Here is a 23,363-nt window from a genome sequence, read left to right on the forward strand (position 1 = left end):
GATCATGCAATATTTCGATACGCTCATCATCATCCTGCAATCGACAATCCGGGTCTCGGTTCCGTTGATCCTGGCGGCCCTTGCCGGACTCTATTCGGAGCGTGCGGGCATTTTCGATATCGGGCTCGAGGGCAAGATGCTGGCCGCAGCCTTTGCCGGCGGCGCGGCGGGGGCTGTCACTGGTTCGGCCCTGATCGGACTTGCCGCGGCGATCTTCGTCTCGGTCTGCCTGGCGCTGGTGCATGCCTTCGCCTCGATCACCCAGCGCGGCAACCAGATCGTTTCCGGTGTAGCGATCAACTTCATCGCGCTCGGCGCCACGGTGATTCTCGGCCAGGCCTGGTTCCGGCAGGGCGGGCGCACGCCGCAACTGGTTGACGGCGCGCGGTTTACCACCGTCGAGTTGCCGTTTGCAGCCGAAATTGCCGATGTGCCGATCATCGGCTCGATCTATGCCAACCTGCTGTCGGGCCATTTCCTTCTGACCTATTTTGCCTTTGCCATGGTGCCGTTCACCTGGTGGGTGCTCTACCGGACCCGTTTCGGGCTCAGGCTGCGCGCCGTCGGTGAAAATCCCGGCGCAGTCGATACCGCCGGCATTTCGGTGACCTGGATGCGTTATCGTGCGGTCATCTGCTGCGGCATTCTTTGCGGCATCGCCGGCGCCTATTTGTCGATGGCAATGACCGCCGGCTTCGTGAAGGGCATGACCGCAGGCAAGGGCTTCATCGCGCTTGCCGCGCTGATCTTTGCCAAGTGGAAGCCGGTCAATGTGATGTTTGCCTGCCTGTTGTTTGGTTTTCTCGATGCCATGTCGATCCGCATGCAGGGCAATGCGCTGCCGATCATCGGCGAAGTACCGGTGCAATTGATGCAGGCGCTGCCCTATATCCTGACCGTGGTGCTGCTCGCCGGTTTCATCGGCAAGGCGGTGCCGCCGCGTGCCGGAGGTGTCCCCTATGTCAAGGAACGCTGAGATGGCCAATGACCTGTTTGAAGCTGCGCGCACGGCGATGGCCAAATGCCATGCGCCTTATTCGCAATTCCCGGTCGGCGCAGCCATTCGCGCCGATGATGGCCGGATCTATGCCGGTGCCAATATCGAGGTGGTTTCCTTCCCTGAGGGCTGGTGCGCCGAAACCACGGCCATTGGCCACATGGTGATGGCTGGCGCGAAACACATCCGCGAGGTTGCGGTGTTTGCCGAAAAGCTCGACCTGTGTTCGCCCTGCGGCGGCTGCCGCCAGCGCTTGGCGGAATTTTCCGATGCCGATACGCTGGTGCATCTGTGCGACGCCGAGGGCGTCAAGAAAACCGTGCGGATGGATGAGTTGCTTCCCTTTGCATTCGCAACCGAGGTGATCGGATGAGTTCTGTTATTGGTATTTTGACCGACCGGCTGCGCGGGCTGATGCCGCGTCACGCGATCGTGCTTGGTTCCGGGCTCGGGTCGCTGGTTGATACGGTCACCGACCCGGTGCGCATTCCCTATGGCGAGTTGCCGGGCTTTCCTGAAAGCGGGGTTTCCGGCCATGCCGGCGAGGTGGTGGCAGGCCATATCGGCTCAACCCCGGTGATCATGCTGTCGGGCCGGGTGCACTACTATGAGCACGGCAGGGCCGACGCCATGCGCGCGCCACTTGAAGCGCTTCAGGGCATCGGCGTCACCCATCTGATCCTCACCAACGCGGCAGGCTCGCTGCGCGAGGACATCCCGCCGGGTTCGGTGATGCGGATTACCGATCACATCAATTTTTCGGGCACCAACCCGCTGTTTGGGGAGCCCAGCGACCGCCGCTTCGTCGGCATGACCAGCGCCTATGACACCGATCTCGGGGCCCGGCTGAAGGCTGCCGCCGACGCCACCGGAACGCCGATGCATGAAGGTGTCTACATGTGGTTTTCCGGCCCCAGCTTCGAAACCCCGGCGGAAATTCGCATGGCCCGGACCCTTGGCGCCGATGCGGTCGGCATGTCGACAGTGCCGGAAGTCATTCTCGCCCGTTTCCTGGGCATGAATGTCGCCGCTGCCTCAGTGATCACCAATTTCGGTGCTGGAATGACCGGCGGCGAACTGAGCCACCAGGAAACCAAGGAAATGGCGCCCGTGGGCGGCAACCGGCTGGCCACGATACTCACCCGCGCCATCGGAGACATGGCATGAAAATCAAAACCGCACAGACCGCAACCGCGGACCGTGAAATCACCGGCTCGGAGCTGGTCTCCGTTGCCCCGGCGCACAAGCGCAATGCGGGTACCGAGTTTCTTCCCGCCATGTTCGAGAACATGGCCGTCAACCTGTCGGCCGCCGAACGCCGCGTTGCCACGCTGACCACCCGGCGCACGGTCAAGAAGGCCTGGCAGGCTGCCTGGCTGATAAGGGCGATCGAATGCATTGATCTGACCACGCTTGCCGGCGACGACACGCCCGGCAAGGTCGAGCGGCTCTGTGCCAAGGCCTGCAACCCGCTGCGCGCCGATCTGGTCAAGGCGCTGGGGCTCGAGGATTATCACCTGACCACCGGCGCCGTCTGCGTCTACCCGATGATGGTGGCAACTGCCGTCAAGGCGCTCGAAGGTTCTGGCGTTCCGGTGGCCTCGGTGGCGACCGGTTTTCCCGCCGGACTGACGCCGATGCCGCAGCGGCTGGCGGAAATTAGCTATGCAGTCGGCGAGGGCGCCGCCGAGATCGACATCGTCATTTCCCGACGCCACGTGCTGACCGGCAACTGGCTGGCGCTTTATGACGAGGTGCGTTCCATGCGCGAGGCCTGCGGCGAAGCGCACATGAAGGCCATTCTTTCCACCGGCGAGCTGAAAACGCTCTCCAATGTCTACAAGGCATCGATGGTGGCGATGATGGCCGGCGCCGATTTCGTCAAGACCTCGACCGGGATGGAGGCTGTCAACGCCACGCTTCCGGTCAGCCTGACAATGGTGCGGGCGGTGCGCGATTACATGGACATGACCGGGCAGATCTGCGGCTTCAAGCCGGCGGGCGGCTTGCGCACCACCAAGGATGCGATTGCCTGGCTGATCCTGATGAAGGAAGAGCTCGGCAATGACTGGCTCAAGCCCGACCTGTTCCGCTTCGGCGCCAGCTCGCTGCTGGGCGACATCGAGCGGCAGATCGAACACAATGTGACCGGCCGTTATTCGTCGGCCGACCGCCACGGCATGGCGTGAGGACACCGAAATGAACCAGATCAGGGATATTCTCGACACCATGGAATACGGGCCAGCGCCGGAAGACGACAAGGATGTGCGCGCCTGGCTGACGAGCCACAAGACCGGCTTTGGCCATTTCATCGGCGGCGAATTCACCAAACCGGGCGGCAAGACCTTTGAGGTCCACAACCCCGCCAACACCGAAAAACTTGCCGATGTGGCCATTGCCGATGCGGGTGATGTCGACAAGGCCGTGGCCGCGGCAAACCGCGCGCAGAAGAAATGGCAGGCGCTGTCGGGCAACCAGCGCGCCCGTCACCTCTATGCGCTGGCGCGCCATGTGCAAAAACACGCGCGCTTCCTCGCCGTTCTGGAAACGCTCGACAACGGCAAGACCATCCGCGAAACCCGCGATATCGACATTCCGCTGGTGGCTCGGCATTTCTATCACCATGCCGGTTGGGCGGAGCTCTGCGATACCGCATTTCCGGGCTATGAGGCCGCGGGTGTGTGCGGTCAGATCATCCCCTGGAATTTTCCGCTGCTGATGCTTTCATGGAAGGTGGCGCCGGCGCTTGCCGCGGGCTGCACAGTTGTCCTCAAATCAGCCGAGCACACGCCGCTGAGCGCCATTGCCTTTGCCGAAATCTGTGCCGAGGCCGGCTTGCCGGCGGGCGTGTTCAACCTCGTCAACGGCGCCGGCGAAACCGGTGCGGCGCTGGCGGGTCACGAGGGCATTGCCAAGCTCGCCTTTACCGGCTCCACCGAGGTCGGACGGTTGCTGCGCCGGCAAACAGCCGGCTCGGGCAAGAAGCTGTCGCTGGAACTCGGTGGCAAATCGCCCTTCATCGTCTTTGACAATGCCGATATCGACGCCGCCGTTGAAGGCGTGGTCGATGCGATCTGGTTCAATCAGGGCGAAGTCTGCTGTGCCGGATCCCGCGCCATCGTGCAGGAGGGCATCGCTGACCGTTTTCATGACAAGCTGCGCGCCCGCATGGAAAAATTGCGGGTTGGCGATCCACTCGACAAATCGATGGACATGGGCGCCGTTGTCGCCCCGGTACAGATCAGGGAAATCACCGCCAAGGTCGAGGCCGGTTTGGCTGAGGGTGCCACAATGTGGCAGCCGAGCTGGGCCAGAACGGTTTCCAATGCCGATGGCTGCTTCTTCCCGCCGACCCTGTTTACCCATGTCGCACCCTCGTCGACCCTGGCCCAGGAAGAGGTGTTCGGACCGGTGCTGGCCTCGATGACCTTCCGCACGCCGGGCGAAGCCGTCCAGCTCGCCAACAATTCCCGCTATGGCTTGGCCGCATCGGTCTGGTCGCAGAACCTCGACGAAGCCTTTGATGCGGCTCGCACGCTCAAATCCGGCATTGTCTGGATCAACTCTACCAATCTGTTCGATGCATCGGCTGGCTTCGGCGGCTACAAGGAGAGCGGATTTGGCCGTGAGGGTGGCCGCGAGGGTATGCTCGAATATCTCGTTCCATCCTGGCAGAAGAAAGCCAAATCCCTGCCCGCCAGCGATCCGCTTCCGGCGCCGACGCCCGCACCGGATGGCTCCGGCGCTGGCCTCGACCGTACGGTCAAGATGTATGTCGGCGGCAAGCAGGCGCGGCCCGATTCGGGCTATTCCTACCCGGTCAGCGGCAAGAACGGCCAGCATCTGGCCGAGGTCGGCCTGGGCAACCGCAAGGATATCCGCAACGCCGTCAATGCGGCGCACAAGGCTTCGGGCTGGAGCGGCATGACCGGACACGCCCGCGCCCAGGTACTATATTTTCTGGCCGAGAACCTTGAACTGCGAGCTGCAGAATTTGCCTCGCGACTGACTGAAACCGGCACTTCGCCCTCCGCGGCCAAACGCGAGGTCGAGGCTTCGGTGGCGCGGATCATGCATTACGCCGCATGGGCCGACAAATATGATGGGGCCGTGCGCGCGCCGGACAAGCGCATGTTGACGTTGGCGCTCAACGAACCGTGGGACGTGATGGGCATTTCCTGTCCCGATGAGGTGCCGCTGCTTGGATTCGTGTCGCTGGTAATGCCGGCGATCGCCATGGGCAACCGCGTGGTGGTAACGCCCTCGCCGCGTCAACCGCTTTCGGCCTGTGATTTCTATCAGGTGCTTGATACCTCCGACGTGCCTGGCGGGGTGGTCAACATCCTAACCGGTGACCGCGACACGCTTGCCGACACCATGGCCAAGCACGATGATATTGCTGCGCTCTGGTATTTCGGCAGCCGCGAAGGGACCGAGCTGGTCGAGCGCGAATCCGCCGGAAACCTCAAGGCAGTGTGGGCCAACAACGGCAAGGCGCGCGACTGGTTCGACGCCACTCAGGGACAGGGCGAGGAGTTCCTGTTCCGCGCCGTCCGCATCAAGACCATATGGACGCCGTTCGGCGTGTGAGGTGACCCATGCTTCCCCAGGAAATCATCCGAGCCAAGCGCGACGGCGGCGAGCTTGATCCCGCCGATATCGCGGATTTTGTTCGCGGCCTGACCGATGGCAGTGTCAGCGAGGGCCAGGTTGCGGCGCTCGCCATGGCCGTGTTCTTCAACGGCATGAGCCGGGCTGAGGCCGTAGCGTTGACGCTGTCGATGCGGGATTCGGGCGAGGTATTGTCCTGGCCCGAACTGGACATCCCGGTGGTCGACAAGCATTCCACCGGCGGCGTCGGCGACAATGTCTCGTTGATGCTGGCGCCGATCGCCGCAGCCTGCGGGCTGGCGGTACCGATGATTTCCGGGCGCGGCCTAGGCCACACCGGTGGCACGCTCGACAAGATGGAATCGATCCCCGGCTACACCGCAATGCCCGACAATGCGCTGTTCCGCAGGGTTGTGGCGTCCTGTGGCTGCGCGATCATTGGCCAGACCGGCAATCTGGCGCCGGCCGACAAGCGCTTTTACGGCATCCGCGACGTCACCGCGACGGTTGAATCGGTGCCGCTGATCACCGCCTCGATCCTCTCCAAGAAACTCGCTGCCGGGCTTGGTGCGCTGGTGCTTGATGTCAAATGCGGCAATGGCGCATTCATGGACAATCCCGACCGCGCCACCGAACTGGCCCGTTCGCTGGTTGAGGTCGCCACCGGCGCCGGCATGCCGACAACGGCGCTGGTCACCGATATGAACCAGCCGTTGGCAAGTGCTGCCGGCAATGCGGTGGAGGTGCGCAACGCGATCGAATTTCTCACCGGCAAGGCCCGCGATCCACGGCTTCTCGAAGTCACGATTGCGCTGGCGGCGGAAATGCTGGTCTCCGGCGGGCTGGCGAGAAATCCCGACGAAGGCGCCGCACAGGCGCTGAAGGCGCTCAAGGATGGCAGTGCGGCGGAGCGTTTCAACCGCATGGTAGCCGAACTTGGCGGCCCGGCTGATCTTCTCGCCGATCCGGACCGGTATCTCGGCCAGGCTCCGGTCATAGCCGACTGTCTGCCGCAAGCTGCCGGTTATGTGGCGGGTTATGACACCCGCGGCGTTGGTCTCGCGGTGGTGGAACTGGGTGGCGGCCGCACACGCCCCAGCGATCCGGTCGACCATGCTGTCGGCCTGAGCGGGTTGTTGCCGATTGGTACACGGATCGAGAAGGATACGCCGATCGCCATCATCCATGCGCGCGACGAGGCCCAGGTCGAGACCGCGCGGCAGCACTTGCACAAGGCGATCCGGATCACTGAGACAATGCCCCAACCGACGCCGGTCATTCTCGGCCGTCAGGCCTGAGGGTGCGGGCAGCTCGCCACGCGTCTTCTACGCCGCGAGTTGGGCTGGATGAGCAGAGGACCGGCAGTAATCTGGATGGCACATGCACCTGAGCGTTCGGATTGATCCTCTCGAACGCGGCGTGCGTCAGTTGATCATTTCCAGCTTGTCCTTCACCACCCGGTAGGACTGAACCTTCGACATGAAGCTCATGCCGACCAGGAACGAAGACAAGGCCCTGTCTTCCAGAACGAAGGCTTCGACATTTTCAACCGAGATGGAGCCAACCTCCATCCGGTCGAGCATCACCATTGCTGCCTTGACGTTGCCGTTTGCGGTGCTGACCTGATGATCGAAGTCGGATGCTCCCAAGCGGAGGCCGAGAGTGCGCGCGGCGGACATGTTGAACGCAACATAGGTCGCACCTGTATCGATCAAGCCACGCACATTGCGGCCATTGATGCGAAAATCAGCGGAAAAATGTCCGCTTTTATCCATCTGGATGGTGGCGGCCCGATAGCCCGCAGCATAATGGGCGACCGGGCGTGCAGGAGTCTTGGCAACCGTCTGTGCAAGCTGTTTTTCTGTTGCCGGTTCCTGTGCCGAGGGTGTCGCCAGGAATTCAGAAATGTTCTGTGCATATTGGGGCAAAGCGGCGGTGCTGAGCACAACGCAGGTTATTAGAAACAGCTTCTTGATCATGCCCGGACTCCTGATAGTGCGGGCGACGTAACCACACGCGTGCCTAACGGGCAGTGAAATCCCGGGCAGCCGGCCTCAAAATCAGAGGCTTTGGTTAAGGAGATCACAACCGATTACGCCCTGTCAGCGACCGGTCGGCAGATGGTCCTGGGTCTACTTCGTGCCGTACATCCGGTCGCCAGCGTCGCCCAGACCGGGTACGATGTACCCTTTTTCATTGAGATGACTGTCGATCGATGCCGTATATATCGGCACGTCGGGATGCGCTTCCTGAAAATTGCGGATGCCTTCCGGCGCCGCAAGAAGGCACAGGAAGCGGATATTCTGCGCGCCGCGCTCCTTCAGCTTTTCCACCGAGGCAATCGACGAATTGCCCGTTGCCAGCATCGGGTCGACAACGATCACCAACCGGTTGGTGATGTCTTCGGGCGCCTTGAAGTAGTATTCGATTGCCTCCAGCGTCTCGTGATCGCGGTAGACGCCGATATGCGCAACGCGGGCGGAAGGAACCAGGTCGAGCATGCCTTCGAGCAGGCCGTTGCCGGCACGCAGGATCGAGGCGAATACCAGCTTTTTGCCTTCCAGCACCGGCGAGTCGACTTCCGTCAGTGGTGTTTCGATGCGCTCCATCGTCAGTTCGAGATCGCGGGTGACCTCGTAGCACAAGAGCGTCGAAATCTCGCGAAGCAGCCGCCGGAAGCCGGCGGTCGAGGTTTCCTTTTTGCGCATGATGGTGAGCTTGTGCTGCACCAGCGGATGGTTGATGACCGTAACGCCGTCCATGATGTCCTGCCTTGAAGCTATGAGCGGGTGCATTGCCGGGCTGAAACCCGATAGGCGCGACCGCCCCGCTGCTCGAAAATGCCGATGCCTGCGCGAACGCGGACATGATCCTGGCGCGCGGCGTGAACCGATCCCGATTTAGACACGGATTGGCAACGCGCGGCAACCGGTTAGACCGGTTTCAGTCAAGCTGTCCCAAGAGAATTGCGCGCAGCGGCTCTTCGACAAAGGCGGCTTCAAGCGCAGTCCGGGTAAAGCCTGTCAAATCCGCAGCATCATACCCCCAGGCATCGGCTGCCAACTGGTATTCATGGCCTACGGATGACCCGAAATGGGGCGGGTCGTCGGAATTCAATGTCACCCTGACGCCCGCCCGCCGTAACCGGTCAAACGGATGGTGGGAAATGTCTGGATAGAGCCCGAGCGCCAGATTCGAGCCGGGGCAAAGCTCAAGCACGACGGCCTCGTCGGCAATCCGCCTGACCAGATCCGCGTCTTCGGCAGTGCGAACGCCGTGGCCGATCCGGCTTGGGCGCACATGATCAAGTGCGTCGCGGACGCTTTCAGCGCCACACAATTCGCCTGCGTGGATGGTGAGTCCCAGTCCGGCGTCTCGGGCAATGTCAAAGGCGCGGGCGAAATCGGCGACCTTGCCGAAGCGTTCGTCGCCGGCCATGCCAAAGCCGGTGATCAAGGGGTGCGGTCTGCTGGCGGCAAGGCGTGCAGCCGCCTCGACCTTGTCTGCGCCCAGATGCCTGATCCCGACGATGATCATCCGGCACTCGATGCCGGTGCTACTCCTGGCTGCAGCGATGCCGTCGGCCAAACCGTCGAAATAGGCTGCAGGTGTGAGACCCGCTGCGACCGCATGATCGGGGGAGACGAAGATCTCGGCGTAGATCGCACCTTGGGCGGCGATGCCCTCGAGATAGCTGCGCGCCAGCAGTGCATAATCCGCCTGGCTGCGAAACAGCGCCGCCGCGCCGTCATAGGCGGTGAGAAACTCGGTGAAATTCGACCAGACATAGGCACCGTCGGATATGAAACCTGAAACATCGGCTCCGTATCTGGCGGCTTGTGCCTCGACCAGTGCCGGCGGGGCGGCGCCCTCGATATGGCAATGCAGTTCTGCTTTCTTCACCAACGTGCTCACAGGAAGCTCTTTCCGCTGGCGGTTACCGGCAGGCCGAGATGTGCCGCCACGCTGGCGCCGATATCGGCATAGGTCGAGCGCACGCCGACGTCACGCGCCGCAATTCCCGGTCCGAAGCCAAGGATCGGCACCCGCTCTCGGGTATGGTCGGTTCCCCGCCAGGTCGGATCACAGCCATGGTCGGCAGTCATCAGCACCAGATCGCCGGGTTTGAGCATTTTGGCAAAGCGCGGCAACCGCGCGTCCAGTGCCTCAAGTGCGGCTGCGTAGCCCGGCACATCGCGGCGATGGCCGTAGAGCATGTCGAAATCAACAAAATTGGTAAACACCAGATCGCCGTCGCCGGCATCCTGCGCGGCCTTGACGGTTGCTTCAAAAAGCGCCGCATTGCCATTTGCCTTGCGCAGGTCGGTGACACCCTGATGGGCGAAGATGTCGCTGATTTTGCCGACCGCGAACACGCGATGGCCACTCTCGCTGACCTGGTCAAGCAGCGTCGGGCCAGGGGGCGGCACGGAGAAGTCGCGGCGGTTGCCGGTACGATCGAAACCGGTTTCGGGGGAGCCGACAAACGGCCGCGCGATCACCCGCCCGATATTGAGAGGATCCACCAGGCGGCGCACGGTCCTGCACAACTCAAGCAGCCGCTCAAGACCGAAGCTCTCTTCGTGAGCGGCGATCTGAAACACTGAATCCGACGATGTGTAGCAGATCGGTTTTCCGCTGCGCATGTGTTCGGCGCCAAGACTGGCAATAATCTCGGTACCGGATGCATGGCAGTTTCCCAGGATTCCGGGCACCTTGCCTTCTTCGATAATCGCTGCGACGAGCTCGTCACTGAAGGCCGCGCCGTCATTGGGAAAATAGCCCCAGTCAAACATCACCGGCTGGCCGGCGATCTCCCAATGTCCTGACGGCGTGTCCTTTCCGTGCGAAACTTCGCTGGCTGAGCCGTAGAGACCGCGTGGCCGTGCCGTCAGCGACCATCCGGCGGGGATGTTGCCTGATGCTGCAAGAGCTGCCTCGGCCAGACCCAGCGATTGCATATGCGGCAATGCCAGCGGGCCGGCGCGCAATCCTTCCCGGTCACCAAGACCGGCTGCGCATTGCTCGGCAATATGGCCGAGCGTGTTGGCCCCCAGATCACCATAGGCTTCCGCATCCGGCGCCCCGCCGATGCCAAAGGAATCAAGAACGAACAGGAATGCGCGGGCCATGCGGGTGTCTCCAATCAGTCTTTAGGCTATCCGGATTCGGCGCCCGCCGGAAGTGCGATCCACGATCAAACCCGGTAACCCTATTTTCACCATGTCGCTCAGCGTCAGCCAAGGCTGTGATATAGAATAACCATGATCATCCCCGCGCGCCTGGCCTCATCTGCCCACTGCTTTCGAGCACTTTGTACCGCTGTTGTTGTCGTCTGCATGTTTGCCGTCAACGCCGCACAGGCCGACTATCGGCAATCGGTAGCGGTGCTGCGCATCGGCGTTGTTGAAAGCCATCCTGCCGCCGCCAACCCGATCAAGATTGAAGCGGTCAAGAACGCATTCTCCACGGCGCTGGGAATCCCCGTCGAGATCATCAGGATGCGCAGCTATGCGGCCCTGATCGACGCCCATGCCAGCGGCCGGATCGGTTATGCGATTCATTCGACGCGTTCATTTGTCGCCACAGAGGCGGTCTGTGGCTGCGTTCGTGCGCTTCGTACCCCGGTTGCTGCCGATGGCTCCACCGGCTTTCGTTCGGTGCTGGTCGTGCGCGACAAGGTTACCAAACCGATCAGCGCGCTGAAGGTGGCCTATTCGCGCGCCGATTCCGTATCCGGATGGCGAATACCAAGCCAGGCGATGGATGCGGGCAGCCTTGACCGGCCGCAGTTGGTCCGAGCTGGCAGTATTGCCGCTGTTATCGACCTTTACCGGTCAGGAAAAGTAGATGGATTTTTTGGCTGGCTGCCCGATGTTCCCGATGCCGCCGGATCCGATACCGGGCGGTTGTTTGGCGGCTGGAACCACGATCGGATGCAATCCGCGGATCCGCTGCGGGTACTCTGGTCGTCTCAGCGCGTTCCCTATGGCCCGCATGCGGTTCACCGGTCGCTTCCCGATGATCTGGTCGAGGCGCTGGGGGCGTTTTTAGATCAAATGCCGAAATCGGCGCCGGGGTTGCTGGATATATTCGAGCCGTTTTTTGCCGGTGGCTACGTCACCCCCGACCCGCAGGATTATCGCAATGTCGCGGGGCTGGTGGAGGCGTCGTCTGATCCCGAAATTCAAGCCCGCTGATCCGTCGCATGCATGACGCGTCCAAACGTATTAATTTGGGCGACTGCATACATGCATTGGTTCAACGAGATACAGCGCCGCCACCCGTCGCGGGTGGGGAAGATGCAATCGACGGGCAATTTCGCCGAACCCGCCGGTCAGCAATTGCTGCAGTCCAGTTCGGTGCCGATGCGCTGACGAAGATGGTAGGTCTTTTTCATGTTCAGGGTGCGATACTCCAACCCCTTGGAGTCGGGCAGGAACATCATCATGTCGTACGGGAATTCGAGCTCTGTGCGGACCAGGAAAGTATCGGGAATTGCCAGATTGGCTGGCAAGGTCTGGGTGGAATTGGTCGCATAGGGCTTCGTGTTGTCGTTTTTCCACGACCACGCCACCTTGGCGATGCCGGCGCTGTTGATGTCAATGCCAGTGACTTTCAAGACCATTCCGTTGGACTTGAACGGTGTCATGACCGCTTGCGCCACATTGTCCATCGACGCCAGTTTGGCCTTGTCGACGAAATCTTCCTGGGTGATCAGGTCGGCCACGGTGCTGGCGGCGCGCGCGAGCTTTTTGTTGACCGACATGGCGACAGAAATTTCCAGCGATCCCATGTAGAGAACGATCAGTACCGGCGCGATCAGCGCAAACTCCACCGCGCCCACGCCATCCCGGTTGCCGCGCAGTTTCCGGGCGATGCGCCTTAGCCCAATTAGCACGCCTGTCATGGTTGCTTTTCCTTGCGGTTGGCCTTGCAGTTCAAGTTCCGGGGTGTCGCTCAAGGGTATTGCTCGTTGCGAAACGCCGCGGTTGCCACCATCAGGTAATCACGGGGCATTTCGCCTTCCTTGCGAATATTGGTGATGAACGGGCGAACCAGGTCGGTCATGACCTCCCAGCGATAATAGGCCCTCACGATGTTGATCGTGCCGGGGCCGCCGGGGTCATAATCGAAGTCGGATGAATCGAGATCTGAAAACTGGGCGCCGCTGGTCCGCGGGATGTAATTGGGCATATCGGCGAATTCCGCAAATTCCCGTACATCCAGATAGAGCTTCTGGTCGTCAGGATCTTCCTCGTCTGCACATTTGATCATCAGGCTGATTTCGCCACAGAACTCGGTGCGGAACTGCTTCTCGGTCAGATCGGTAGGGCGGCCCATGTTGAAGGTGATCTGTCCGGTACGGATCTGGCGGCCCATTGTGTCGACCGCGTTCTGCAGCAGTTGTTCACCGGCAAAGGCGATGAATGCTTCAATGGTGGCAAAGATCAGCAGAAAGAACGGGAGAGCCAGCATCCCGAATTCAATGGCGGCAGAACCGTCCTTGTCGCGACGAAAACGAGAGAAAAGCCGCCGCACGCCCTTTGCGGGCTGCGTCTTGCGCCTGTGCTCTTCGAATTTCATCTTCGAACTCCCGGACATCCATGGTCAGGAAGCGATAATAAGACAAACTAGTTGACTATTCGTAACACAAGCATCGAAAACGGTTTACTGCTGGTTAAGGAAACATAAACCAGCGGCCCGCGACTTTTTTAGGGTGTCTTGGCTGCGGCGGTGGGGACGTGTTTTTCACAGGAAGGAGAACACGAATACACCGAGCGTTCGATCTGCTTGAATACACGCACGGTATTGGCTTCGTCGACGGAAACCAGAATCCGTTCATCGACAATCGCGTCGCCGGCCTGATCGAGAATGACAAGGTTAGTGGTGCCGTAGGATTTGCCTGTCAGCACGATGGTTTGCGGATCTGCGATGGTGACATCGGCAACACCGGCATTGCCGATTATGACCTTGCTGACCGTGCGGTCGAGCTTGAGGATGCGTGCGTGATCCATGAAGACCCGGATCATGTCCTCGGTTGCCCCGGCAGGAAACGCTGTCGCGGCGGTGAGCGTCAGGCCGCAGACTGCAAACAGGAGCCGACGGTGAACAGGAATAGGATAGGTCATGCCGTTTCCTCGGAATTGCGGATATCTCCTCTAAAGTCGCTCGGAATGGTGAATGAAGCCTTAAGGCCGGGCAATCAGGATGAAATTGAATTTCCGCCACCGCCTGCGGGTATGAACCCCGAGGGCCGTCCAGACCGCAATCACAGCGTTTCCCGCTTTATTATATATAAAGCAGCATCACCGGCTGATATGCCGCCGGTGCACGTATAGGATCCTCATTCAGGCCGTGTTGATCGCCAGGTCGGAGTGCTGCCGTGGCGGCAACCCTCTGTTTACCATGAGCGTTGCTTTGTCCTGGAAATCATTTGCTAACCTTGTTCATTAAGTGGTTTGAAAACCCCCGCTCCTATTATCAGCTCATCCGACCAACCGAAGCAGTTGGCGGAGTGCTGAAAACCCAAGTGGATGAAGGAACAAACCCATGAAGAATCTTTTTGATCGTTTCGTCAAGGACGAGTCCGGCGCGACTGCTATTGAATATGGCCTGATCGCTGCACTGATTTCGGTTGCTCTGATCACCGGCGCTTCCACGCTCGGTAACACCCTGAACAACCAGTTCCAGTTCTTGTCCAACAAGATGAACGACTCGCAGTAATAACTGCTGCTTGCTACAAGCATGTAATCAAAAGGCCGCCTTTCGAGGCGGCTTTTTCGTAGGTGGGGAAGCGGTTTTTTAAGGACTCGCCGATAGGCTGTTTGTCGAAACCGGGAGCATGTAGATGGTTGAGGCCGCAATTTTTGTCATCCTGCCGCTATGCTTGGCCATGGCGGCGTTTTCTGACATTCTGACCATGACCATTCCCAATCGCGTTTCGGTCATTCTGGCGATCTCGTTCTTTATCGTCGCTCCCTTTACCGGCATGGACCTGGTCACACTGGCATGGTCGGTGGCTGCGGCAGTCGCCGTGTTTGCGGGCTGCTTTGCCCTGTTTGCCTTCAATGTCATGGGTGGCGGCGATGCCAAGATCCTCAGCGCTGCAGCGCTCTGGTATGGCTTCAATATCGATCTCGTCGCTTTTCTTGGCATGACCGGCGTCTTTGGCGGCCTGTTGGCAGTGATGGTGCTGATGATCCGCGCCAATCAGAATATCCTGCTGGTCTCGCGGGTGCCAATTCCCATGCATTTTTTCCAGGATCGCGCCGGCATTCCTTATGGCGTCGCCATTGGCGCCGCGGCTTTCGCGACCTTTCCCAATTCGCAGATCTTCATCCAGGCGCTCAGCCGGCTGAACTGAGATATTGACGTTTTAGGGCGCAATGGCCTGAAGCCGAATTGAGAGTGGACCTGATACCCACTTCGGCCCTTGTAACTCCTTAGACCATCTCCACCAAAACCGGCTGGAGCCTGTCCCGTCGCCAGTGGGCATCCGCCACGTTCGCCGTTCGAGCTTGGGCGGTTGAGCGTCGCGCCTGAAGATGATCCGGCGAAGACGCCTGGGTTTTCTCGCCTTCCGAACGGCCCCCTTTGGTTATCGCCAGCCGGTCTGCAGACCGACACCGATGCCAAGCTGCAGCGCTTCAATATTGCATTAACCCTGTTTGCTTGCCGGTTATTAACCATAATTACACGATTGCAAATGCATCCTGCGGACAACGTACCTGATACTCGTTCGAGGAAACAGCATGAAACCCGCCCGCGTCGTCATCATGGCAGTGGCTGTTCTGGCAGCAGGATTGGCCGGCTATCTGGCCATGAACCTGACCTCTCCCACGGTCCAGGTAAATGAAATGTCCTCCACACCGGTCATCAAGAAGATGCCGACCATTGATGTGCTGGTGGTCAACGCCAGCCTGCCAGTGGGCGCGCGGTTGAACGAGGAAAACCTGGAATGGAAGGGCTGGCCCGAAGATGGGGTGGTCGAAGGGCTGGTCCGTCGCGATGCGCGGCCGGAAGCGGTCGCCGAACTTACCGGCGCCATTGTCCGGCTGCCGGTATTTGCTGGCGAACCGCTTCGGCCCGAAAAGATTGTCGATTCATCCTCGCGGATCATGTCTTCGCTGCTTCCTGCCGGTAAGCGCGCCATCGCCACGGAAATTTCGGTAGCCACCAGTGCCGGTGGGTTCATTCTGCCCAACGACCGGGTCGACGTGATCATGGTGCGCCGCAAGACTGCGGAAGAAGGATTTTTGACCGAAGTCATTCTGTCGAACATCCGGATTCTGGCGATCGACCAACGGATTGAACAGGATGCCGAGGGCAACCGGACGGCAGTCGGTACCACGGCGACCCTCGAACTCACCCCCGAACAGACCAAGATCATCACGGTTGCCCAGCAGATGGCTGACCGGTTGACCCTGGCCTTGCGCAGTGTTGCCGATGTTCAGGAATCTGACACAGCCGGTGCGAAATATCTTTTGAGCGGCGAAGACGGCTCAGCAGCCATCCAGCTGATCCGCTCCGGGGCCATCACCAAAGTTGGCGCCACCAACTAAAGCGGAGAACGAACGTGCGTCACACAGCAAAAACGCTTTTGTCGTCCATCGCCAGCATCGCGCTGGTCGGATCGGTCATGATCGCCGGCATCGCTCTGGATCCGTCCAGTGGTACCCTGATGTCCGCCGCGCAGGCAGCTCCCAGCGTCATCAAGATCAAGAAATATGGATCCGGCGTCAGCAAGCGCGTCAAACTGGGCCTCAACAAGGCCATCGTCGTGGATCTTCCCGTCGATGCCAGTGACATTCTGGTGGCTGATCCGGCCCTTGCCGACGCGGTCACCCGCACGTCGCGCCGGCTCTACTTGTTTGGCAAGACCGTTGGACAAACCAACATTTTTGTCTTCGGGCCAAATGGCGAGGAAATTGTCTCCATCGAGCTTGAGATCGAAAGAGATGTTGCCGGGCTTGAGGCCAACCTCGCCCGCTTCCTTCCCGATTCCGACATCAAGGTCGAAATCATTTCCGACAACATCGTGCTGACCGGCTCGGTGCGTACGCCTCAAGATGCGGCCCAGGCAGCCAATCTTGCCAATATATTCCTGACCGGTGGTGAAGCCACCACCCGTGTCGACAAGTTGGTCGGCGACGGCGGCGACGCTGCCATCAACGCTGAAGCGCGCCAGAAATCCAAGATCGTCAATTTGCTTAAGATTGATGGCGAGGACCAGGTGACATTGAAGATCACCGTCGCCGAAGTCAGTCGCGAGGTGCTTAAGCAGCTCGGGTTCAACAACACGGTGTCAAAAAGCTCCGGCCTCGACGTCCTGACCCTGAACAACGCCGCCGATATCGCCAGTGGCGGAATCTCCGGCACCGTCACAGGTTCGCTCGGAAAATACGGGCTTGAAAGCGTTCTCAACGCCATGGAGCAGGCGCAGGTCATCCGTACATTGGCCGAACCAAGCTTGACTGCGATTTCAGGCGAAAGCGCCTCGTTCACTTCCGGCGGCGAGATTCTGCGCACCGTTGTTCTGGCTAACGGCACGATCAGCACACTATCCTACGACTACGGCATAAAGCTCGATTTCACACCAATCGTTCTCTCGGCTGGTCGTATCAGTCTCAAGATCAATACCGAGGTCTCTGAACCACTGACCGAAGGAAGCACGACGGAATTCCGCAAGCGGCAGATCGAAACGTCGATTGAACTTCCTTCCGGCGGCTCGATCGCGCTGGCCGGGCTTGTTCGGGATAATGTGCAGCAGACCACGGAGGGCGTCCCGGGCGTGAGCAAGATTCCGATCTTCGGCACCATGTTCCGCAGCAAAGCCTATGCGCGCAGTGAAACCGAACTGGTCGTTATCGCCACCCCGTATCTGGTCAAGCCAGTGGCACGGAATGAGCTGGCTCGTCCCGACGACAATTTCAACCCGGCCGGTGATGGCGCAGGCTTCTTTCTTGGACGGGTCAACCGCGTTTATGGCCGGATGGAAACTCAATTGCCGCCAGGCCGCTATCATGGCGCCGTCGGCTTCATTTATAAGTGATCAGGAACCTCACCATGTCGTGCAAGACCCCAGTTCCCGCAAATCCTGATCGCCGTCCGCGCTGGACAGCGGTTGCGCCGATGATGATTGCTGCGTCGCTGCTTTCCGGTTGCGCCGGATGGCAGGGTAGGAGCGTCACCGTGGGCGCTGTCCCGGATGACTATCGAACCAATCACCCCATTATCGTTTCGGAAGAAGAGCGCACGGTGGATATTCCCGTTGCCACTGGAGACCGGAAGCTAACCACCTCAACGCGGGAAACCGTTCGAGGTGCGGCAAATACCTACAGGTCAAACGCATCTGGCGTCATTCGCATCATGGTTCCGGTCGGCTCTGCCAATGCAGGTGCTGCATCGGTCCTTGCCGGTCAGGTGGCTGACGTGCTGCGCAAGGAAGGTATTCCCGGTGATCGCATTCTTTCGTCACCCTATCAGGTTTCCTCGCCCGATGATGCGGCGCCGATCCGTATTGCATTCATGGCAATCACTGCCTCCACCGGGGAGTGCGGCCGCTGGCCCGAGGACATGCTCGCCAATTCCGGCGACAACAAGCATTACGCCAATTTCGGTTGCGCAACGCAGAACAATCTGGCCGCGCAGATTGCAAATCCCGGCGATCTGGTCGCGCCGCGCGGCATGACCCCGATCGATGCCGAGCGACGCTCGACGGCGATTGAAAGCTACAGGACAAATGGCGCCGACCTGGGATTATGACAGCCAGTCTGATCGTCGCGTGCACTTTGAAGCAGGACAACTTTGATGACCAACCTTGATTATGCGCTAGAGCAGGAAACACAGTCGGAACAGGGCCAGGAGGCTCCGGTCCGTGGTGATTTCGAACGCATCCGACCGCTACCGCGGATCTCGGTGCATGCTTTTTTCGAGACTGAAGGCCTGGCCAAGACCATGGAGCGTTGTGCCGAGGACCGGCGCATGGCCAAGGTCAATCTCCGCATCAATTCCGGCGGAGTGTCGGCCGCGGCCAACATGTTCTCAGGCTCGCCGACCCCGAATCTGCTGATTCTGGAAACCCGCGCGGATGCGCAGACCTTGCTCGGTGAGCTCGGCGATCTGGCCGATGTCTGCGACCCCGATACACGGGTGGTGATCGTCGGCCATGTCAATGACGTGTCACTGTACCGCGAATTGGTGCGCAACGGGGTGTCCGAATACATCGTTGCGCCGGTGTCGATGGCCGATGTGATCGGCGTCATCTCGACCATCTTTGTCGATCCTGATGCCGCGCCGCTCGGCCGATCCATCGCCTTTGTCGGCGCCAAGGGCGGTGTCGGCTCGTCCACGCTGGCCCATAATTGTGCCTGGAGCATTTCCAACCTGTTCTCCAGCGAAGTCATTCTTGCCGACCTAGACCTGGCCTTCGGAACCGCAAATCTCAACTTCGACAACGATCCCACCCAGGGCATCGCCGAAGCGGTTTACTCGCCCGATCGCCTCGATGAGGTATTTCTCGATCGCCTGCTGGCCAAGTGTTCTGAACATCTGTCGATGCTTGCGGCACCGTCAATGCTCGACCGCACCTATGATTTCGCCGGCGATGCCTTCCTGCCGATTTTAGACATCATCCAGCGCAACGCCCCGGTTTCGGTGCTTGACGTCCCGCATGTCTGGACCGAATGGACCCAGAAGGTGCTGTGCGCCGCCGACGAGATTGTCATCACCGCCACGCCCGATCTCGCCAATCTGCGCAACACCAAGAACCTGTTCGATACCTTGCGCAAACTGCGTCCCAACGACCGCCCGCCATTGCTGATCCTCAATCAGGTGGGCCTTGCCAAGCGTCCGGAAATCAGCCCGGACGTGTTCTGCGAACCGCTGGAAACCGAGCCGCTGGCGATCATTCCTTTCGATGCAGCGCTGTTTGGTGAAGCCGCCAATTCAGGCCTGATGATCGGCGAATCCTCGGCCAAATCGCCGGTCGCCGAATCCCTGTCGCAAATTGCCCATGTTGTTACCGGCAGGGCCGAAGTGAAGAAACGCAGGAAAGCCGGCCTCTCGTCGTTGATCGGCCGGTTGAGCCGCAAGTAACTGTAAGTCTGGAGTGGAACGGAATATGTTCGGCAAACGCAGCAACGATGGACACGGCAAGCAGCCGGTGACCACGACGACCAGGCCGCCGGCTTCTGCCGAGGCCCCCGCCGCGTCCGCATCAACGGCAGCGGTGGCCGCGCAGTCAACCGCTCACGCGCCCGATACGGGCCATACACCTGCGCCCAAACAGGCCGCACAGCCGGCCCCCCCGCGCCGTGAAGAGCCGCCGGCCAAGCGCAAGAGCACCCGCAACGAAGCCTATTACGACACCAAGAGCCAGGTATTCTCGGCGCTGATCGATACCATTGACCTGTCCCAGCTTGCCAAGCTCGATGCCGAGAGCGCGCGCGAGGAAATCCGCGATATCGTCAATGACATCATCACCATCAAGAATTTTGCGCTGTCCATTGCCGAGCAGGAAGAGCTGCTTGACGATATTTGCAACGATGTCTTGGGCTATGGTCCGCTGGAGCCTTTGCTGGCGCGCGACGACATTGCCGACATCATGGTCAACGGTGCAGGCATGACCTACATCGAAGTTGCTGGCAAGGTTCTGGAAACCGACGTCCGCTTCCGCGACAACAGCCAGCTTTTGTCGATCTGTCAGCGGATCGTCAGCCAGGTCGGCCGTCGCGTCGATGAATCGAGCCCGATCTGCGACGCGCGTCTTCCCGACGGCTCCCGCGTCAACGTCATTGCGCCGCCCCTGGCGATCGACGGCACCGCGCTGACCATTCGTAAATTCAAGAAGGACAAGCTGACGCTTGATCAGCTGGTCAAGTTCGGTGCGATCACGCCCGAGGGTGCAGCTGTCCTGCAGATCATCGGCCGGGTTCGCTGCAACGTGGTGATTTCGGGTGGTACCGGTTCCGGTAAAACCACGCTTCTCAACTGTCTGACGGCCTATATCGACGCCGACGAGCGGATCATTACCTGTGAAGACTCCGCCGAACTTCAGCTGCAGCAGCCGCACGTCGTGCGGCTTGAAACCCGCCCGCCTAACATTGAGGGCGAGGGTGAAATCACCATGCGTGATCTGGTCAAGAACTGCCTTCGTATGCGCCCCGAGCGGATTATCGTCGGTGAGGTGCGTGGCCCCGAGGTGTTCGACCTGTTGCAGGCGATGAACACCGGTCATGACGGATCGATGGGAACGATCCACTCCAACAGTCCGCGTGAGTGCCTGAGCCGTATGGAATCGATGATCGCCATGGGTGGCTTTACCCTGCCGGCCAAAACCGTGCGCGAGATCATTGCCGGATCGGTTGATGTCGTCATCCAGGCGGCGCGTCTGCGCGATGGATCGCGCCGCATCACCCACATCACCGAGGTCGTCGGCATGGAGGGTGATGTCATCATCACCCAGGATCTGATGACCTATGACATGCTCGGCGAAGACGCCAATGGCAAGATCATCGGCGAGCACCGCTCGACCGGCATCGGCCGTCCCAACTTCTGGGATCGTGCCCGTTACTATGGCGAAGACAAGCGTTTGGCCGCTTCGCTCGACGCCATGGAAAAAGTCACCTCGTAAGGAGCGCACGCGTGTTTGGTCTTGATACAGTGGTAATCGCCATCATCGGCCTGGCTGCGCTTTCCGCCGGGGCGCTGGGCTACGGTGTGCTCTACACCCGGATCGAAGGCGAGCGCAAAGCCGAAAGCCGGGTCAGACGGGTCAAGTCGGCGGAAACCGATCGAACCAAGGCGTCAGCCGCCCGCGACCGGCTCAATGAAGCCAACAAGCGGCGCAAGTCGGTTCAGGATTCGCTTAAGACGCTGGAAGAGAAGAACAAGGAAAACGACCGCCGCAAGTCGCCGCCGCTCAAGGAAAAAATCGGCCAGGCCGGGCTCACCATCTCCATGCGCCAGTTCTATCTGTTGTCGGCCATTCTCGGCCTGCTGGCTGGCGCTTTTGCCTTCGTCGCCTATGGCAACCCGCTTGTCGCCGCCGGCGTGATGATCATTTTCGGTGCCGGCGTGCCGCGCTGGATCATCGGTTTTCTACGCGCTCGCCGGATGAAAGCGTTTTTGAGCGAATTTCCCAACGCGCTCGATATCATGGTTCGCTCGATCAAGTCCGGCCTGCCGCTCAATGACGCCATCCGGATGATTTCGGGGGAAGGTCAGGAGCCGGTTCGCACCGAATTCAAGCGCATTGTCGAGGCGCAGCAGATGGGGATGAACATCCCCGAAGCCTGCGCACGGCTCTACACCAGAATCCCGCTCTCGGAAGCCAACTTCTTCGCCATCGTGATCGCCATCCAGGCGCAGGCCGGCGGCAATCTGTCTGAAGCGCTGGGCAACCTGTCGCGGGTCTTGCGCGACCGCAAGAAGATGAAGGCCAAGATCAACGCTCTGTCGATGGAAGCCAAGGCTTCAGCCGTCATCATCGGGGCATTGCCCTTCATCGTCGCCGGTCTGGTTTACATGACATCGCCGCAATACATCATGATCCTGTTCACCGACACCCGCGGGCACATGATCCTCGCCGCATCGGCCGTATGGATGTCGATCGGCGTTCTGGTGATGCGCAACATGATCAACTTCGATATCTAGGGACGGACCGACCATGCTTTCTGATATTGCGTCTTCCCTCACCGATCCGGCCTACCTGGTTCCCATTCTGGTGTCGGTTGCTGTACTTGCGACACTGTTTACGATCCTCGTACCCTATTTTGAACGTGGCGATATGGATGCCCGGATGAAGTCGGCGGCACTTGAGCGGGATGAAATCCGTGCCCGCGAGCGGGCACGTCTCAACGCCGAAAATTCCCGGACAAGCACCAAGAGCGCAGGCCTGAGAGCCCACAACAACGCCTCTGTGCGCGGCATTGTCGAGCAGTTGAATCTGAAAAATGCATTGGCTGATGACGCCACAATCGCTAAGTTGCGTGCTGCGGGCTACCGCACCCAAAATGCGCTCAACATGTTTCTGCTGGCGCGTTTCGTGCTGCCGTTTTTCTTCCTTGCGGGGACGGCCTTTTATGTCTTCGTACTCGAAAACCTGACTGACAAGCCGCTGACTGTACGCATTCTGGCCTGCATCGTCGGCGCCTATGCCGGTTTTTACACGCCCAACATGTTTGTCTCCAATCAGTCCAAGAAACGCCAGGCCTCGATCAAGCTTGCTTGGCCGGACGCGCTCGACCTGATGCTCATCTGCGTTGAATCCGGCGTTTCCATCGAAGCGGCAATGAAGCGGGTGGCCGAGGAAATCGCCGTACAGTCGACCGCTCTGGCCGAAGAATTCGTGCTGACCACGGCAGAACTGTCATACCTGCCGGACCGGCGCGTCGCCTTTGAAAACCTCGGCAGCCGCACCGGTCTTGACGCGGTCAAGTCGGTGACCCAGGCGCTGATCCAGTCTGAACGCTACGGCACGCCGATCGCCCAGGCTTTACGGGTGCTGGCGCAGGAAAGCCGCGACAGCCGCATGACGGAGGCCGAGAAAAAGGCCGCTGCACTGCCGCCGAAACTGACCGTTCCGATGATCCTGTTCTTCCTGCCGGTGCTGATCGGCGTGATTCTCGGACCGGCAGGGATCCAGGTGGCGGACAACTTCTCCAAGGGCATGCATTAGAATAGAGGTCGGAGCGTCGTTCGACGCTCCGTTTCCAGGGCCGCGGCGGCGCATAAAGCCTTGCCCACCGAA

At 60.2% G+C, this 23,363-nt stretch carries 23 protein-coding genes; 16 read left to right on the plus strand and 7 right to left on the minus strand.

Features of this window, described 5'->3' with window-relative positions; genetic code table 11:
• Positions 1–4: 4 nt before the first annotated feature.
• The 6 genes from ACK6D9_RS03780 to deoA all read left to right on the plus strand — a co-directional run bounded on the left by ACK6D9_RS03780 (position 5) and on the right by deoA (position 6,906).
• Entirely contained in the window at positions 5–976 is a 972-nt protein-coding gene (locus tag ACK6D9_RS03780; RefSeq protein ID WP_412050687.1) for an ABC transporter permease, read from the plus strand.
• Position 977: 1 nt separating this feature from the next.
• On the plus strand, positions 978–1,370 hold the full coding sequence (locus tag ACK6D9_RS03785) for a cytidine deaminase (protein ID WP_412050688.1): 393 nt from the start codon (positions 978–980) through the stop codon (positions 1,368–1,370).
• Complete coding sequence (locus ACK6D9_RS03790; RefSeq protein ID WP_412050689.1) at positions 1,367–2,164, plus strand: purine-nucleoside phosphorylase; 798 nt, start codon at positions 1,367–1,369, stop codon at positions 2,162–2,164. The genes ACK6D9_RS03785 and ACK6D9_RS03790 overlap by 4 nt, the downstream gene beginning before the upstream one ends.
• 110 nt (positions 2,165–2,274) lie before the next feature.
• Positions 2,275–3,186 (plus strand): deoxyribose-phosphate aldolase, encoded by a 912-nt coding sequence (gene deoC, locus ACK6D9_RS03795; protein WP_322987793.1) that lies wholly within the window; start codon positions 2,275–2,277, stop codon positions 3,184–3,186.
• A gap of 10 nt (positions 3,187–3,196) precedes the next feature.
• On the plus strand, positions 3,197–5,587 hold the full coding sequence (locus tag ACK6D9_RS03800) for an aldehyde dehydrogenase family protein (RefSeq protein WP_412050690.1): 2,391 nt from the start codon (positions 3,197–3,199) through the stop codon (positions 5,585–5,587).
• 8 nt (positions 5,588–5,595) lie between these two features.
• Positions 5,596–6,906 (plus strand): thymidine phosphorylase, encoded by a 1,311-nt coding sequence (gene deoA, locus ACK6D9_RS03805; RefSeq protein ID WP_412050691.1) that lies wholly within the window; start codon positions 5,596–5,598, stop codon positions 6,904–6,906.
• A gap of 126 nt (positions 6,907–7,032) precedes the next feature.
• Here deoA and ACK6D9_RS03810 read toward each other — a convergent pair whose 3' ends face one another.
• The 4 genes from ACK6D9_RS03810 to ACK6D9_RS03825 all read right to left on the minus strand — a co-directional run bounded on the left by ACK6D9_RS03810 (position 7,033) and on the right by ACK6D9_RS03825 (position 10,740).
• Entirely contained in the window at positions 7,033–7,587 is a 555-nt protein-coding gene (locus ACK6D9_RS03810; protein ID WP_412050692.1) for a TIGR02281 family clan AA aspartic protease, read from the minus strand.
• Positions 7,588–7,740: 153 nt separating this feature from the next.
• A complete protein-coding gene (gene upp, locus ACK6D9_RS03815; protein ID WP_322987764.1) occupies positions 7,741–8,370 on the minus strand; it encodes a uracil phosphoribosyltransferase in 630 nt (209 codons plus the stop codon).
• Between the two features lie 181 nt (positions 8,371–8,551).
• On the minus strand, positions 8,552–9,523 hold the full coding sequence (locus tag ACK6D9_RS03820) for an adenosine deaminase (protein ID WP_412050693.1): 972 nt from the start codon (positions 9,521–9,523) through the stop codon (positions 8,552–8,554).
• The gene (locus ACK6D9_RS03825; RefSeq protein ID WP_322987762.1) at positions 9,520–10,740 is read right to left on the minus strand and encodes a phosphopentomutase; all 1,221 of its coding nucleotides are present in this window, start codon (positions 10,738–10,740) and stop codon (positions 9,520–9,522) included. The genes ACK6D9_RS03820 and ACK6D9_RS03825 overlap by 4 nt, the downstream gene beginning before the upstream one ends.
• 132 nt (positions 10,741–10,872) lie before the next feature.
• Between ACK6D9_RS03825 and ACK6D9_RS03830 the strand changes: the two genes are divergently transcribed.
• Entirely contained in the window at positions 10,873–11,808 is a 936-nt protein-coding gene (locus tag ACK6D9_RS03830; RefSeq protein WP_412050694.1) for a phosphate/phosphite/phosphonate ABC transporter substrate-binding protein, read from the plus strand.
• 137 nt (positions 11,809–11,945) lie between these two features.
• Here ACK6D9_RS03830 and ACK6D9_RS03835 read toward each other — a convergent pair whose 3' ends face one another.
• From ACK6D9_RS03835 to ACK6D9_RS03845, 3 genes are all read right to left on the minus strand, one after another.
• On the minus strand, positions 11,946–12,518 hold the full coding sequence (locus tag ACK6D9_RS03835) for a TadE/TadG family type IV pilus assembly protein (protein WP_322987760.1): 573 nt from the start codon (positions 12,516–12,518) through the stop codon (positions 11,946–11,948).
• A gap of 50 nt (positions 12,519–12,568) precedes the next feature.
• Complete coding sequence (locus ACK6D9_RS03840; RefSeq protein ID WP_322987759.1) at positions 12,569–13,195, minus strand: TadE/TadG family type IV pilus assembly protein; 627 nt, start codon at positions 13,193–13,195, stop codon at positions 12,569–12,571.
• A 128-nt stretch (positions 13,196–13,323) separates the two neighbouring features.
• The gene (locus tag ACK6D9_RS03845; RefSeq protein ID WP_412050695.1) at positions 13,324–13,740 is read right to left on the minus strand and encodes a pilus assembly protein N-terminal domain-containing protein; all 417 of its coding nucleotides are present in this window, start codon (positions 13,738–13,740) and stop codon (positions 13,324–13,326) included.
• Between the two features lie 421 nt (positions 13,741–14,161).
• On the opposite strand from ACK6D9_RS03845, the gene ACK6D9_RS03850 reads away from it, so the two are divergent.
• From ACK6D9_RS03850 to ACK6D9_RS03890, 9 genes are all read left to right on the plus strand, one after another.
• Positions 14,162–14,335, plus strand: a complete 174-nt coding sequence (locus ACK6D9_RS03850) for a Flp family type IVb pilin (RefSeq protein WP_267654698.1) — start codon at positions 14,162–14,164, stop codon at positions 14,333–14,335.
• 124 nt (positions 14,336–14,459) lie between these two features.
• A complete protein-coding gene (locus ACK6D9_RS03855) occupies positions 14,460–14,975 on the plus strand; it encodes a prepilin peptidase (RefSeq protein ID WP_412050696.1) in 516 nt (171 codons plus the stop codon).
• Positions 14,976–15,363: 388 nt separating this feature from the next.
• Positions 15,364–16,173, plus strand: a complete 810-nt coding sequence (gene cpaB, locus ACK6D9_RS03860) for a Flp pilus assembly protein CpaB (RefSeq protein WP_322987756.1) — start codon at positions 15,364–15,366, stop codon at positions 16,171–16,173.
• A gap of 77 nt (positions 16,174–16,250) precedes the next feature.
• Positions 16,251–17,663 (plus strand): type II and III secretion system protein family protein, encoded by a 1,413-nt coding sequence (locus ACK6D9_RS03865; RefSeq protein WP_412051726.1) that lies wholly within the window; start codon positions 16,251–16,253, stop codon positions 17,661–17,663.
• A 14-nt stretch (positions 17,664–17,677) separates the two neighbouring features.
• Positions 17,678–18,376 carry a CpaD family pilus assembly protein gene (locus tag ACK6D9_RS03870; RefSeq protein WP_412050697.1) on the plus strand — a complete coding sequence of 233 codons (699 nt, stop codon included), beginning with the start codon at positions 17,678–17,680 and terminating at the stop codon, positions 18,374–18,376.
• Between the two features lie 45 nt (positions 18,377–18,421).
• Positions 18,422–19,708: an AAA family ATPase gene (locus ACK6D9_RS03875; protein WP_412050698.1), complete on the plus strand. Its 1,287-nt coding sequence runs from the start codon at positions 18,422–18,424 to the stop codon at positions 19,706–19,708.
• A gap of 25 nt (positions 19,709–19,733) precedes the next feature.
• The gene (locus ACK6D9_RS03880) at positions 19,734–21,245 is read left to right on the plus strand and encodes a CpaF family protein (RefSeq protein WP_412050699.1); all 1,512 of its coding nucleotides are present in this window, start codon (positions 19,734–19,736) and stop codon (positions 21,243–21,245) included.
• A gap of 11 nt (positions 21,246–21,256) precedes the next feature.
• The gene (locus ACK6D9_RS03885; RefSeq protein ID WP_322990074.1) at positions 21,257–22,267 is read left to right on the plus strand and encodes a type II secretion system F family protein; all 1,011 of its coding nucleotides are present in this window, start codon (positions 21,257–21,259) and stop codon (positions 22,265–22,267) included.
• Positions 22,268–22,280: 13 nt separating this feature from the next.
• On the plus strand, positions 22,281–23,291 hold the full coding sequence (locus ACK6D9_RS03890; protein WP_322990075.1) for a type II secretion system F family protein: 1,011 nt from the start codon (positions 22,281–22,283) through the stop codon (positions 23,289–23,291).
• The last annotated feature ends 72 nt before the right edge of the window (positions 23,292–23,363 follow it).

This window comes from Hoeflea sp. Naph1 (assembly GCF_046837775.1).
Lineage (GTDB): Bacteria > Pseudomonadota > Alphaproteobacteria > Rhizobiales > Rhizobiaceae > Hoeflea.